Raw genomic sequence first — 12,958 nt, forward strand, 5'->3', positions numbered from 1 at the left:
AGCCTATCGATCGCGAGTCGACGCCCTATGTGGAGCTACATCCTCAAACGCCTGCTGCTGATGATCCCGACGCTCGTCGGCGTGCTCACGCTCACGTTCGCCGTGATCCAGTTCGTGCCCGGCGGCCCCGTTGAGCAGGCCGTGCAGGAGCTTCGCAAGGGTGCGACGGAGCAGGGCGCGGCGCCGTTCGGCATGCGCGCGCATACGGGCGTCGACGCGCAGCAGCTCGCGCAACTGAAGGCACTGTACGGCTTCGACAAGCCGCCGCTCGAGCGCTACTGGCTGATGCTGAAGCGCTTCGCGCGCTTCGATCTCGGCGACAGCTACTTCAGGCACCAGAGCGTGTGGTCGCTGATCGTGCAGAAGCTGCCGGTGTCGATCAGCATCGGCCTGTGGACGTTCTTCATCACCTACCTGATCTCGGTGCCGCTCGGCATCGCGAAGGCCGTGCGCAACGGCTCGCCGTTCGACGTCGCGACGAGCCTCGTCGTGCTGGTCGGCTATGCGATTCCAGGTTTCGTGCTAGGCGTGCTGCTGCTCGTGCTGTTCGGCGGCGGCTCGTTCTGGCAGCTGTTCCCGCTGCGCGGGCTCACGTCGGACAACTTCGACCAGTTGTCGCTGATCGGCAAGGTGCTCGATTATCTGTGGCACATCGCGCTGCCGATCACGGCGTCGGTCGTCGGCAGCTTCGCCGTCGTCACGATGCTCACGAAGAACGCGTTTCTCGACGAGATCCGCAAGCAGTACGTTCTGACTGCGCGTGCGAAAGGGCTCGCCGAGCGCACCGTGCTGTGGAAGCACGTGTTCCGGAACGCGATGCTGCCGCTGATCGTCGGCTTTCCTGCCGCGTTCATCGGCGCGTTCTTCACGGGCAGCCTGCTGATCGAGACGCTGTTCTCGCTTGACGGCCTCGGGCTGCTGTCGTACGAGTCGGTCGTGCGGCGAGATTATCCGGTCGTGCTCGGCACGCTGTACCTGTTCACGCTGATCGGGCTCGCGACCAAGCTGATCTCCGATCTCTGCTACGTGTGGGTCGACCCGCGCATTCAATTCGACAACCTGGAGCGCTGACATGAAACCGTCCGTTCGCACGCCGCTTGCCGGCGCGCCTGCCCGCATGCCCGGCGTCGCCGGGCGAGGTGCGCGATGAGTCGGGTAGCCGTGTCGTCCCGCACCGACGCGGCACGCGCGCGCGTGTCGCCGTCTCCCGCGCGCCGCGTATGGCAGCGCTTTCGCCAGCAGCGTCTCGGCTACTGGAGCTTCGTGATCTTCGTCATCGCGTTCGCGGCAAGCCTCGCCGCACCGCTGTGGTCGAACGACAAGCCGCTCGTCGTGCACTACGACGGCCACTACTATTTCCCGATGTTCCATGCGTATCCGGAGACGACCTTCGGCGGCGATTTCCCGACGCCGGCGGACTATCTCGATCCGTACGTCCGCAAGCGGATCGAGGCGCCGGGCAACTTCGTCGTCTACCCGCCGAATCGCTACTACTACGACACGCTGAACTACTTCTCGACCGTGCCCAACCCGGCGCCGCCGTCGCGCGCGAACTGGCTCGGTACCGATGCGCAGGGGCGCGACCTGCTCGCGCGGCTCGTGTACGGATTCCGCGTGTCGGTCGAGTTCGGGCTGATCCTGACCGTGATCGGCACGCTGCTCGGGATCGCCGCGGGCGCCGTGCAGGGTTTCTTCGGCGGCCGCATCGACATCGTCGGGCAGCGGCTGATCGAGATCTGGAGTTCGCTGCCCGAGCTTTACCTGCTGATCATCTTCGCGTCGATCTTCGAGCCGAGCTTCCTGCTGCTGATCGTGCTGCTGTCGCTGTTCGGCTGGATCGGGCTCGCCGATTACGTGCGCGCCGAGTTCCTGCGCAACCGTACGCAGGACTACGTGCGCGCGGCCCGCGCGATGGGGCTCACGAACTGGCAGATCATCTGGCGCCACGTGCTGCCGAACAGCCTGACGCCTGTGATCACGTTCCTGCCGTTCCGGATGAGCGGCGCGATCCTCGCGCTCACGAGCCTCGACTTCCTCGGACTCGGCGTGCCGCCGCCGACGCCGAGCCTGGGCGAGTTGCTCGCGCAGGGCAAGGGCAATCTCGATGCGTGGTGGATCTCGCTGTCGACGTTCAGCGTACTGGTCGCGACGCTGCTGTTGCTGACTTTCATGGGCGATGCATTGCGCAACGCGCTCGACACGCGGATCTCCGACTCGGTGCGTGCAGCGGGAGGCCAGCGATGAGCGACACGGCCGTATCGAAGCAGGGCGAGCCGCTGCTGTCGCTCGAGCATCTGCATGTGCGCTTCGGCGACACGGTGGCCGTCGATGACGTGACGCTCGCGATCGGTCGCGGCGAGCGCGTCGCGCTGGTCGGCGAGTCGGGCTCGGGCAAGAGCGTGACCGCGTTGTCGATCCTGCGGCTGCTGCGCGATGCCGACGTGAGCGGCACGATCCGTTTCGCGGGGCACGATCTCGCCGGCAAGAGCGAGCGCCAGATGCGCGGGCTGCGCGGCTCGGATATCGCGATGATCTTCCAGGAGCCGATGACGGCGCTCAATCCGCTATATACGATCGGCGTGCAGATCGGCGAGACGATCGTGCTGCACGACGGCGTGACGGCGGCCGAGGCGCGCAAGCGTGCGATTGCGCTGCTCGCGCGCACGGGCATCGAGGAGCCGGAGAAGCGTGTCGACAGCTACCCGCACCAGTTGTCGGGCGGTCAGCGCCAGCGCGCGATGATCGCGATGGCGCTTGCATGCCGGCCGCGGCTGCTGCTCGCCGACGAGCCGACCACCGCGCTCGACGTAACGATTCGCGCGCAGATCGTCGACCTGCTGCTCGAACTGCAGCGCGAGGAGGCGGAAAGGCGCGGGATGGCGATCCTGCTGATCACGCACGACCTGAATCTCGTGCGGCACTTCGCCGAGCGGGTTGCGGTGATGGAGCACGGCAAGCTGGTCGAAAGCGGGCCGGTCGAGCGGATCTTCGCGGAGCCGGAGCATCCGTACACGCGGCGTTTGCTGAACAGCCGGCCGCAGCGTGCGGTCGCGCCGGTGATGCCGATCGCGCCGGTCGTGCTCGATGCGCGCCACGTCAGTGTTCAGTTCGCGCGCAAGCGGCCGGGCTTTGCCGGCTGGTTCGGCACGATGCCGGTGACGGCGGTCTCGGACGTCTCCGTGTCGGTGCGGCAGGGCGAGACGCTCGGCATCGTCGGCGAATCCGGCTCCGGGAAATCGACGCTCGCGATGGCGCTGCTCGGGCTGCAGCGGACGGCGCACGGCGAGATCGAATTCCAGGGTCGTGCGCTGTCGTCCTATCGCGGTCGCGAGCAGACCGCGCTGCGCTCGAACATGCAGGTTGTCTTTCAGGATCCCTTCAGTTCGCTGTCGCCGCGCCACACGATCGAGCGGATCGTCGGCGAGGGGCTCGAACTGCATCGCCCGGAATTGACGCCCGATGCGCGCCGCGCGAAGTCGCTCGCGGTGCTGCGCGAAGTCGGCCTCGACCGCACGGTGCTGCATCGCTATCCGCACGAGTTCTCGGGCGGGCAACGCCAGCGGATCGCGATCGCGCGCGCGCTCGTGCTGGAGCCGCGCATCCTGATCCTCGACGAGCCGACTTCCGCGCTCGACGTGTCGATCCAGCAGCAGGTGCTGAAACTGCTCGCGAATTTGCAGCAGAAATACAACCTCGGCTATGTATTCATCAGCCATGACCTGGAAGTGATCGGCGCGATGGCGCATCGGGTCGCGGTGATGCAGGGCGGGGCGGTCGTGGAGTCCGGCGACGTTGCCGACATCTTCACGAAACCGTCACATCCTTACACACAAAAGCTGTTGAAAGCGGTCTGGAAAGCGTGATACGCGTCCAATGGTCTGACCATCTCGATTGTATTTTTTAATTTGTTTTGACAAACGATTACGCGCTGGCTAGTATCGACCGAAATTTTCCGCCAATCAGCTGATTTTTAAGCAAATTCCATCGACCAATGCAGCATCGATCCCTGACCCAGGCATGCGCGCGCACCATCGCCGGGCTGTTCATCGGCGCCCTGTTCGCAGCAGCTCCCGGCGCGTTCGCCGACGAAGTCAGCAGTTTTAATCAAAATGTCACGAATTCGACCCAGATCGGGTCGAATTCCTCCCTCCAGCAGACCAGTGCACAGCCGTCGAGCGGCGGCGCGAAGTCGTTCCTGTCCGGCATGGCGGGCAAGGCGGGCGACGTCGTCGTCAGCGCGCTCAACATGATCGGTGTGCGCTATCGCTGGGGCGGCAACTCCCCGGATTCCGGCCTCGATTGCAGCGGCTTCGTGCGCTATGTGTTCCAGGACACGCTCGGCATGTCGCTGCCGCGTCGTGCGGAAGAGATGAGCCGCGTCGGCGAAAAGGTCAGCATGAGCAACCTGAAGCCGGGCGACCTCGTGTTCTTCAACACGATGCGCCGCACGTTCTCGCACGTCGGCATTTATATCGGCGACAACAAGTTCGTGCATTCGCCGTCGACCGGCAGCACCGTTCGCGTCGACGATCTCGACAACGGCTACTGGGAAAAGCGGTTCACCGGCGCGCGCCGGATCGAATCGGAGTTTCCGATGAAGGCCGACGATCTGCGTCAGCGCGTGCGCGCGACGATCGGTGACGATACGGCGAACGGCAACAACTGACGCTCGCCGGCAAACCGCCGGATCAAAAAACCCTGTCACCGAAAGGCGGCAGGGTTTTTTGTTTTGGTGCGCGCGATGCGCGAGTGGCAAGCGGATCGGCAGCCGACGGCGGCCGGAGCCGCTGTCGGCTGCCGCGCGCCGTGTGTCGCGCGCGCTTGGTCGTTCGTGTTACGCGGCCGCGACGCCGCGAGCCGCCGCGAGCTTGCGCTGCAGCTCGGGCATGATGCGCGCGACAGCTTCCTCGCCCGCGAGGATCGCTGCGTTGCGCTGGTTGAAGTCGCTGCCGCCCATCGCCGCGAGGTTCGGGCGGATCACGACATCCGCGTATTTGTCGAGCTCGTAGGTCTTGATCGTCTGCCCCATGATCGTGAAGGTCTGCAGCAGCATCTCGATCGGGTTATTGGTCGCGGCACCGTCCGGGCGCGCCGAGATGTCGACTGCGATCACGAAGTTTGCACCCATCTTGCGCGCGAACGACGCGGGCACGGGACTCACGAGACCGCCGTCGACGTACTCGCGGTTGCCGATCTTCACGGGTTCGAACACTGACGGCACGCTGCATGAGGCGCGCACCGCGAGACCCGTGTTGCCCTGCTGGAACAGGATCGGCTGGCCGCTCTGCAGATCGGTCGCGACGACGCCGAGCGGTCTGGTCATCTTTTCGATCGGCCGGTTGTTGAGCGCCTTGTTCAGAAAGTTCTGCAGCGCGACGCCCTGCAGCAGCCCGCGCGAGCGGAACGGCAGCGCCCAGTCGCTGATCGACGCCTGATCCATGTCGAGCGCGATCTTGTTGATCTGCAACCCGCTCATTCCGGATGCGTACAACGCGCCGACCACCGAGCCCGCACTCGTGCCCGCGACGATGTCGATCGGGATGCCGCGCGCCTCGAGCGCCTTCAGCACGCCGATGTGCGAGAAGCCGCGGGCGGCGCCGCCGCCGAGCGCGATGCCGATCTTCACGGGCTTCTCGTGCGATTGCGCGGCGTTGTCGGGACGGGACTTGTCGCCGAACGACGTGCAGGCGGCGAGGCTGGCGGACGCGCACGCGATCGTGAAGTGGCGGCGCGACAGGCGAGGGGACGACATCGAATGGTTCTCCGGCGGCTTAGCGGCGGGCCGTGCGGCCCGCGGCGGCGATTGGTTCCGAGCGGCCGTGCGGCGGGATCCGTGCGGCCGGCGCGGCGCCGGCTGGCGGCCGCGGCGCGCACATCATAAAGCAAGCGGTGCGCTTGGCGCGATGACCGGCGCGAGTATAATTCCGGCTTCTTTCCCGTTCCGGGCGCGGCCGGCCCCATTGCTGTCCGGGCTGTTGCCGTCGATCCCGCGTCGAATCATTCATGCGCCCCAGGCGTTCGAGTTACCGTTTATGACCCGTCCTGTCCGTACCCGCTTCGCGCCGAGTCCCACCGGCTTCATTCACCTCGGCAACATCCGCTCCGCGCTTTATCCGTGGGCGTTCGCCCGCAAGATGAAGGGCACGTTCGTGCTGCGTATCGAGGATACCGACGTCGAGCGTTCGTCGCAGGAAGCCGTCGATGCGATCCTCGAGGGAATGCAGTGGCTCGGCCTGGATTTCGACGAAGGCCCGATCTACCAGATGCAGCGGATGGACCGCTATCGCGAGGTGCTCGCGCAGATGCTCGAGAAGGGCCTCGCGTACCCGTGCTACATGTCGGCCGAGGAACTCGACGCGCTGCGCGAGCGCCAGCGCGAAGCCGGCCTGAAGCCGCGCTACGACGGCACCTGGCGTCCGGAGCCGGGCAAGGTGCTGCCCGAGCCGCCGGCCGGCGTGAAGCCCGTGCTGCGTTTCCGCAACCCGCTGACCGGCACGGTCGTGTGGGACGACGCGGTGAAGGGCCGTGTCGAGATCTCGAACGAGGAACTCGACGACCTCGTGATCGCGCGTCCGGACGGCACGCCGATTTACAACTTCTGCGTGGTCGTGGACGACATGGACATGAACATCACGCACGTGATCCGTGGCGACGACCACGTGAACAACACGCCGCGCCAGATCAACATCCTGCACGCGCTCGGCGGCGAGCCGCCCGTCTATGCGCACCTGCCGACCGTGCTGAACGAGCAGGGCGAGAAGATGAGCAAGCGGCATGGCGCGATGAGCGTGATGGCGTATCGCGACGCAGGCTTCCTACCGGAGGCCGTCGTCAACTATCTCGCACGTCTGGGCTGGTCGCACGGCGACGCCGAGATCTTTTCGCGCGAGCAGTTCGTCGAATGGTTCGATCTCGAGCATCTCGGCAAGTCGCCCGCGCAGTACGACCACAGCAAGTTGAGCTGGCTGAATGCCCACTACATAAAGGAAGCCGACAACGCGCGCCTCGCCGCGCTGGCGAAGCCGTTCCTCGATGCGCTCGGTATCGGCGATGCGGCCATCGCGACGGGCCCGGCGCTCGACGCCGTTGTCGGCCTGATGAAGGACCGTGCAACGACGGTCAAGGAAATCGCGGAGGGCGCCGCAATGTTCTACCGTGTGCCGGCACCGGAAGCCGATGCGATCTCGCAGCACGTGACCGATGCCGTGCGACCGGCGCTGGCCGATCTCGTCGCCGCGTTGAAGGCGGCCGACTGGACGAAGGAAGCGGTGTCCGCCGCGCTGAAGGCGACGCTCGGCACGCACAAGCTGAAGATGCCGCAGCTCGCGATGCCGGTGCGTCTGCTGGTGGCCGGTACGACGCATACACCGTCGATCGACGCGGTGCTGGTGCTGTTCGGTCGCGACGTCGTCGTGTCGCGCATCGAGGCTGCGCTGGCCTGAGGTTCTGGCATGCGGGAAGCCGTCGGCACGTCACGTCACGTCGCGTCGCGTCGGCTTCGCAAAAATTTCGCTCGAATCGCAAAAAGGGTATTTACAAGTTCGAATTCGGTCCATATAATCTCATTTCTGTTCTGCAAGGGGGTATAGCTCAGCTGGGAGAGCGCTTGCATGGCATGCAAGAGGTCAGCGGTTCGATCCCGCTTACCTCCACCATCAGAACAAAAGATTGATTTGCGAAGCAGTCGTGGCGGTAGTAATAAATGCTTCACAAAATGATTTAAAGCAGTTAAAATTTCGGCCTTCGCTGTTGACGATAAGTGAATAGCGAAAGTCAGACTGATCTGAAAAGATCATGTCCCCTTCGTCTAGAGGCCTAGGACATCACCCTTTCACGGTGAGTACAGGGGTTCGAATCCCCTAGGGGACGCCAGATTCAGCGGCGTTTCGTAGAAGTGTCGCGAGGCTTGCAGGAACGTAACCGACGTCCTGCAGGTAACGGTGCAGAAAGATGGAGCGGTAGTTCAGTCGGTTAGAATACCGGCCTGTCACGCCGGGGGTCGCGGGTTCGAGTCCCGTCCGCTCCGCCAGAACGAAGCCCGTTCAAGACGTTTTTGAGCGGGCTTTTGTATTAAAGATGTAAGCAGTGCGTTGTCCCCTTCGTCTAGAGGCCTAGGACATCACCCTTTCACGGTGAGTACAGGGGTTCGAATCCCCTAGGGGACGCCAGATTCGCGGCGTTTCGTAGAAGTGTCGCAGCGCTTGCAGGGCGTGAACGTGGTCCTGCAGGTAGTAGAGCAGAAAGCTGGAGCGGTAGTTCAGTTGGTTAGAATACCGGCCTGTCACGCCGGGGGTCGCGGGTTCGAGCCCCGTCCGCTCCGCCAGAACAAGCCCGTTCAAATGAACGCTTTGAACGGGCTTTTGTATTAAAGATGTAAGCAGCACGTTGTCCCCTTCGTCTAGAGGCCTAGGACATCACCCTTTCACGGTGAGTACAGGGGTTCGAATCCCCTAGGGGACGCCAGATTTCGGCGTCGTTCGAACAAACGATGCGCCGGCAGGAAGTAACCGACGCCTGCCAGGCAAGAAGCAAGACTGGAGCGGTAGTTCAGTCGGTTAGAATACCGGCCTGTCACGCCGGGGGTCGCGGGTTCGAGTCCCGTCCGCTCCGCCAGAAAATGAAGAAGCCCGCCTCGTGCGGGCTTTTTCATTTGCGTCGTCGGTTGCGCCCGCTTGCGGGCGCGTGACTGCGGAGTGGAGGAAGCCGCCTGCGCGGCTTCCGGCGGGACGCGAAGGGCTGCGCATGCATGCGCAGCCGCGGCCTGCAGGATGTAGGCGAGTCCCGTCCGCTCCGCCAGAAAATGAAGAAGCCCGCCTCGCGCGGGCTTTTTCATTTGTGCTTCAGCGCGAGCGCCACCGTTGGCGCCGCTACGAGAAATTCGCGATTGCATCCGCCCGCGACTGCGTTATCGTGGCGGGATGCGTTCTTGACCCCTGCGCGATGCTCGATCCGACCGACCTGCGATTGTTGTACCAGCTCCGGCCTGCGGAGCCCGGCGATTTCCCGTTTGCCGAAGCGCTGACGCACGGCAACATGGGCGGCTATTACAAGCGCCATGGGCTTGTCTGGCGCAGCGACCTGTTCTATGCGAGCTGGCGCGAATCCGAGAATTTCATCCTGGAGGCCGACGGCGAACGCATCGGCGTGCTGCGCGTGACGGAGGAAGGCGATTCGCTGCATATCCGCGACGTGCAGATCGCGGCCGGCCATCGCGGGCAGGGCGCCGGTACCTACATGCTCGACATGTCGCATCGCTGGGCGCGCGCCCGCGGGTTGCACGAACTGCAGTTGCGCGTGTTCGTCGACAATCCCGCCGCCCGGCTCTACCAGCGCATGGGCTACCGCGTCACGGGGCCGAGGCTTGCCCAGCTCGGATCGATCCGCCACATGGTGCGCCCGGTCTGAGCGCGTAAAGATTCGACGCGCTCAGCGTCCGTTGCCGATCGCATCGTCGTCGGATACTTCGTCGTCCGACGCGATGCTGCCTTCCGGGCCGCGGTGTTCATAGCCGCGCAGCATGAACGCGCGCGGGCTTTCGCCGAATGCGCGCCGGAACATTGCCGAAAACGCACTCTGGCTTTGATAGCCGAGCTCGCGTGCGATATGCGACAGCGGTCGACCCTGGTTCAACAGCGGGATGGCGCGCGCGAGCAGCGCCTGCTGCCGCCATTGCGAGAAGCTCACACCGAGTTCCTGTTTGAACAGTCGCGAGATCGTGCGCGTGCTCGCGCCGACTTCGCTCGCCCAGTGTTCGAGCGACTCCGCATGCGCGGGTTGTGCGAGCACCGATTCGCACAGCGTGCGCAGTCGTTTCTCGTCGGGCATTGGCACCGCGAGCGGCAGCGGTTCGGCGTGGCTCAGTTCGTCGAGCACGAGCCCGCACAGCAGACGCTCGCGGGTGCTGCTCAGGTCGCGTGCGTCGAGCGCGACGATCAGCTCCCGCAGCAAGCCCGTCACTTCGACGACCCGGCATGCATCGAGCCCGCCCGGCACGATCGACTCGTCGATATACAGCGTGCGCAAATACGCCTCTTCGACAATCACGACCTCGTGCGTAATGTGCGGCGGCACCCAGATCGCACGGGACGGCGGCACCATCCACGTCGTCCCGGTCGTTGCGACCCGCAGCACGCCGCGCGACGCGTACGCGAGCTGCGCCCACGCGTGCGTGTGCAGTGGGATCCGGCGGCCGGCATCTACCTGCCGCGCGCGAACGCGCATCGGGTGAGCGCGCGTGGGCGCGAACTCGGGCGGGATGTCGATCACGTCGTAGGGATTCGATGCGTCGGCTTGGACAGGCGGATTCATGGACGACTCGGGCTGCGCGGCGGCGATGCCGTTATTTTAGAAGGCGCCGCTCAGGTGTATGCGGCGGTTTTTCGTCCGATAATGCACCGTTCAAATGAACTTTGTATGGGGCCGTGCGAATTCCGGCGTGCGGCACGAGCCGGCACCGGGCAGTGCCGCCCGTCGACAAGAACCTTCGGGCCGCCGCTGCGGTCTATCGATGCGGCCGTGTTTTGTGCGTTTTGCGGGCGAGCGACGCGCACGCGGCGTCCGGTCCGGCAAGACCTGAATCGAAGAGGAGAACCAGATGCGCTACGTATTCGTCTACGGCACGTTGAGAGCGGGAGAGGCCAACGACATCGGTCATGCGGCCACGCGGCACGGGATCGCCGCGCCGGCGCTGCTCGGTGCGGCTGCGCTGCCCGGCGAACTGTACGATTTCGGCACGTATCCGGGGATGATCGCCGGCTCGGCCAGCCAGTCGCTCGTATGGGGCGACGTGTATGAAATCGACGAGCAGTTGATGCCCGTGCTCGACGAGATCGAGCGCGTCTATCCGGGCGTCGACACGCTGTTCCGTCAGGAGCCGGTGAGCGTCGAACTCGGCGGCCGTGAGTACGCGTGCGTCTACTATCCGGTTGCCGCGCACGCGGCGGCCGACCGTCCGCGCATCGCGTCGGGCGACTGGGTGCAGCATCGCCGCGAGCGGGAAGCCGCCTGAGCCTCCATACGACCGGCAACAGCACCACCAATGAAAACAGCGCCCCGCAGGGCGCTGTTTTCATTGGTGGTGCATAGGGCAGGCGGGTAGAACGGCGAAGACCAGACCAGACCAGACCAGACCAGACCAGACCAGACCAGACCAGACCAGACCAGACCAGACCAGACCAGACCAGACCAGACCGGGCAGGGCCCGGTCCGGCCGTCAGATTTCCTCGTACAGCGGCAGCGTCAGGAATTCGGTGAAGCCTTCCGACGTCGACATCTGTTCGAAGATCGCCGCGGCACGCTCGTACGGCTGCGTGTTGCCGCCGACAGAGCGCTTCACGTTGTCGAGCTCGACCTTCGCGTATTCGCGCACGAGTTCCGCAGTGACCTTGCGGCCGTCGTCGAGCACGCCCTTCGGCGAGCGGATCCACTGCCACACCTGCGAGCGGGAGATCTCGGCCGTGGCCGCGTCTTCCATCAGGTTGTGGATCGGCACGCAGCCGTTGCCGTCGAGCCATGCGCCGAGATAGTGGATACCCACGTTGATGTTGTTGCGCAGGCCGGCTTCGGTGATCGGGGCTTCAGGCTGGAAGTCGAGCAGGTTCTTGTCTTCGACCTGCACGTCGTCGCGCTGCTTCGCGATCTGGTTCGGCTTGTCGCCGAGCACCTTGACGAATTCTTCCATCGCGATCGGCACGAGGCCCGGGTGCGCGACCCAGCCGCCGTCGTAGCCGTCGGTCGCGTCGCGCTGCTTGTCCGAGCGCACGCCGCCCATCGCCTTCTCGTTCGCTTCCGGATCGTTCTTGATCGGAATCAGTGCGCTCATCCCGCCGATCGCCGGCGCGTTGCGCTTGTGGCAGGTCTTCAGCAGCAGCAGCGCGTATGCGCGCATGAACGGCACCGTCATCGTGATCTTCGAACGGTCGGCCAGGCAGAAATCGCGGTCGTTCTTGAACTTCTTGATCGCCGAGAAGATGTAGTCCCAGCGGCCGGCGTTCAGGCCCGAGCTATGTTCGCGCAGTTCGTACAGGATTTCGTCCATCTCGAACGCGGCGAGGATCGTTTCGATCAGCACGGTCGCGCGGATCGTGCCGCGCGGCACGCCGACCACTTCCTGTGCGGCGACGAAGATGTCGTTCCACAGGCGTGCCTCGAGATGGCTTTCCATCTTCGGCAGGTAGAAGTACGGGCCCGAGCCGCGCGCGATCAGTTCCTGCGCGTTGTGGAACAGGAACAGCGCGAAATCGAAGAGGCCGCCGGACACGCGCTGGCCGTCGACCGTCACGTGCTTTTCGTCGAGGTGCCAGCCGCGCGGACGCACGATCAGCGTCGCGACCTTGTCGTTCAACTGGTACGACTTGCCGTTCTGCTCGAGCGAGATCGTGCGGCGCACCGCGTCCTTCAGGTTGATCTGGCCGTCGATCTGGTTCGTCCAGCTCGGTGCGTTCGAATCCTCGAAATCCGTCATGTACGAGTCGGCGCCCGAGTTCAGCGCGTTGATGATCATCTTGCGCTCGACGGGGCCGGTGATCTCGACACGGCGGCATTGCAGGTCGGCCGGCAGCGGCGCGACTTTCCAGTCGCCTTCGCGGATCGCCTTCGTGTCGGCCAGGAAATCGGGGCGTTCGCCGGCATCGAGGCGCTTGGTGCGCTCGACGCGGGCCTGCAGCAGCGCCTTGCGGCGAGGTTCGAACGTGCGGTGCAGCGCTGCGACGAGTGCGAGCGCTTCGGGCGTCAGGATCGCTTCGTAACCCGGCTTGATTTCGCCGGTGATCGCCATGCCTTGCGGCAGCGTGATCGGGGTGCTCATGAGTCTCATCTCCTTGGTCGGTCAGTTGCGGTTTCGGTGAAGGGGGAAGGCGGCAGCGCCGCGAACGTCATGCGCCCGGGCTGGGGCGCGCGCGGTTTGCGGGTTTGCCGGACGGAGCCGGGGTGGCGAGGAATGCGAGCAGGTCGGCCATGC

10 protein-coding genes, 7 tRNA genes and 1 pseudogene are annotated in these 12,958 nt (G+C 64.9%); 14 read left to right on the top strand and 4 right to left on the bottom strand.

Annotation, left to right across the window (positions count from 1 at the left end):
- Nucleotides 1-27: 27 nt before the first annotated feature.
- From J7024_RS16240 to J7024_RS16255, 4 genes are all read left to right on the top strand, one after another.
- Nucleotides 28-1,071: a microcin C ABC transporter permease YejB gene (locus J7024_RS16240; protein ID WP_124829346.1), complete on the top strand. Its 1,044-nt coding sequence runs from the start codon at nt 28-30 to the stop codon at nt 1,069-1,071.
- Between the two features lie 75 nt (nt 1,072-1,146).
- A complete protein-coding gene (locus J7024_RS16245) occupies nt 1,147-2,244 on the top strand; it encodes an ABC transporter permease (RefSeq protein ID WP_124829345.1) in 1,098 nt (365 codons plus the stop codon).
- On the top strand, nt 2,241-3,863 hold the full coding sequence (locus J7024_RS16250; protein ID WP_124829344.1) for an ABC transporter ATP-binding protein: 1,623 nt from the start codon (nt 2,241-2,243) through the stop codon (nt 3,861-3,863). Before J7024_RS16245 ends, J7024_RS16250 begins: the two co-directional genes overlap by 4 nt.
- A 128-nt stretch (nt 3,864-3,991) precedes the next feature.
- Entirely contained in the window at nt 3,992-4,666 is a 675-nt protein-coding gene (locus tag J7024_RS16255) for a C40 family peptidase (RefSeq protein ID WP_124829343.1), read from the top strand.
- 168 nt (nt 4,667-4,834) lie between these two features.
- Here J7024_RS16255 and J7024_RS16260 read toward each other — a convergent pair whose 3' ends face one another.
- A complete protein-coding gene (locus J7024_RS16260) occupies nt 4,835-5,752 on the bottom strand; it encodes a patatin-like phospholipase family protein (RefSeq protein WP_124829342.1) in 918 nt (305 codons plus the stop codon).
- Between the two features lie 280 nt (nt 5,753-6,032).
- On the opposite strand from J7024_RS16260, the gene gltX reads away from it, so the two are divergent.
- The 9 genes from gltX (at nt 6,033) to J7024_RS16305 (ending at nt 9,405) form a co-directional block, all read left to right on the top strand.
- Nucleotides 6,033-7,442 (top strand): glutamate--tRNA ligase, encoded by a 1,410-nt coding sequence (gene gltX / locus J7024_RS16265; RefSeq protein ID WP_124829341.1) that lies wholly within the window; start codon nt 6,033-6,035, stop codon nt 7,440-7,442.
- Nucleotides 7,443-7,579: 137 nt separating this feature from the next.
- A tRNA-Ala gene (locus tag J7024_RS16270) sits at nt 7,580-7,655 on the top strand.
- A 141-nt stretch (nt 7,656-7,796) separates the two neighbouring features.
- Nucleotides 7,797-7,872: transfer RNA gene (locus tag J7024_RS16275), tRNA-Glu, on the top strand.
- 80 nt (nt 7,873-7,952) lie between these two features.
- Nucleotides 7,953-8,029 (top strand) — tRNA-Asp (locus J7024_RS16280).
- 63 nt (nt 8,030-8,092) lie between these two features.
- A tRNA-Glu gene (locus J7024_RS16285) sits at nt 8,093-8,168 on the top strand.
- 78 nt (nt 8,169-8,246) lie between these two features.
- Nucleotides 8,247-8,323, top strand: a tRNA-Asp gene (locus tag J7024_RS16290).
- A 64-nt stretch (nt 8,324-8,387) separates the two neighbouring features.
- A tRNA-Glu gene (locus tag J7024_RS16295) sits at nt 8,388-8,463 on the top strand.
- Nucleotides 8,464-8,536: 73 nt separating this feature from the next.
- Nucleotides 8,537-8,613: transfer RNA gene (locus J7024_RS16300), tRNA-Asp, on the top strand.
- Between the two features lie 327 nt (nt 8,614-8,940).
- Nucleotides 8,941-9,405, top strand: coding sequence for a GNAT family N-acetyltransferase (locus tag J7024_RS16305; protein ID WP_096507298.1), 465 nt, complete (start codon nt 8,941-8,943; stop codon nt 9,403-9,405).
- 21 nt (nt 9,406-9,426) lie between these two features.
- Here the strand turns inward: J7024_RS16305 and J7024_RS16310 are convergent, their stop codons facing one another.
- The gene (locus J7024_RS16310) at nt 9,427-10,308 is read right to left on the bottom strand and encodes an AraC family transcriptional regulator (RefSeq protein WP_124830645.1); all 882 of its coding nucleotides are present in this window, start codon (nt 10,306-10,308) and stop codon (nt 9,427-9,429) included.
- A 286-nt stretch (nt 10,309-10,594) separates the two neighbouring features.
- Between J7024_RS16310 and J7024_RS16315 the strand changes: the two genes are divergently transcribed.
- Nucleotides 10,595-11,008, top strand: coding sequence for a gamma-glutamylcyclotransferase family protein (locus J7024_RS16315; protein WP_124830644.1), 414 nt, complete (start codon nt 10,595-10,597; stop codon nt 11,006-11,008).
- 204 nt (nt 11,009-11,212) lie between these two features.
- Here J7024_RS16315 and aceB read toward each other — a convergent pair whose 3' ends face one another.
- On the bottom strand, nt 11,213-12,805 hold the full coding sequence (gene aceB / locus J7024_RS16320) for a malate synthase A (protein WP_234745302.1): 1,593 nt from the start codon (nt 12,803-12,805) through the stop codon (nt 11,213-11,215).
- A 67-nt stretch (nt 12,806-12,872) separates the two neighbouring features.
- A pseudogene (locus J7024_RS16325) lies at nt 12,873-12,958 on the bottom strand (haloacid dehalogenase); the annotation flags it as partial.

It is taken from the genome of Burkholderia sp. WTPI3, assembly GCF_021483755.1.
GTDB lineage: Bacteria > Pseudomonadota > Gammaproteobacteria > Burkholderiales > Burkholderiaceae > Burkholderia.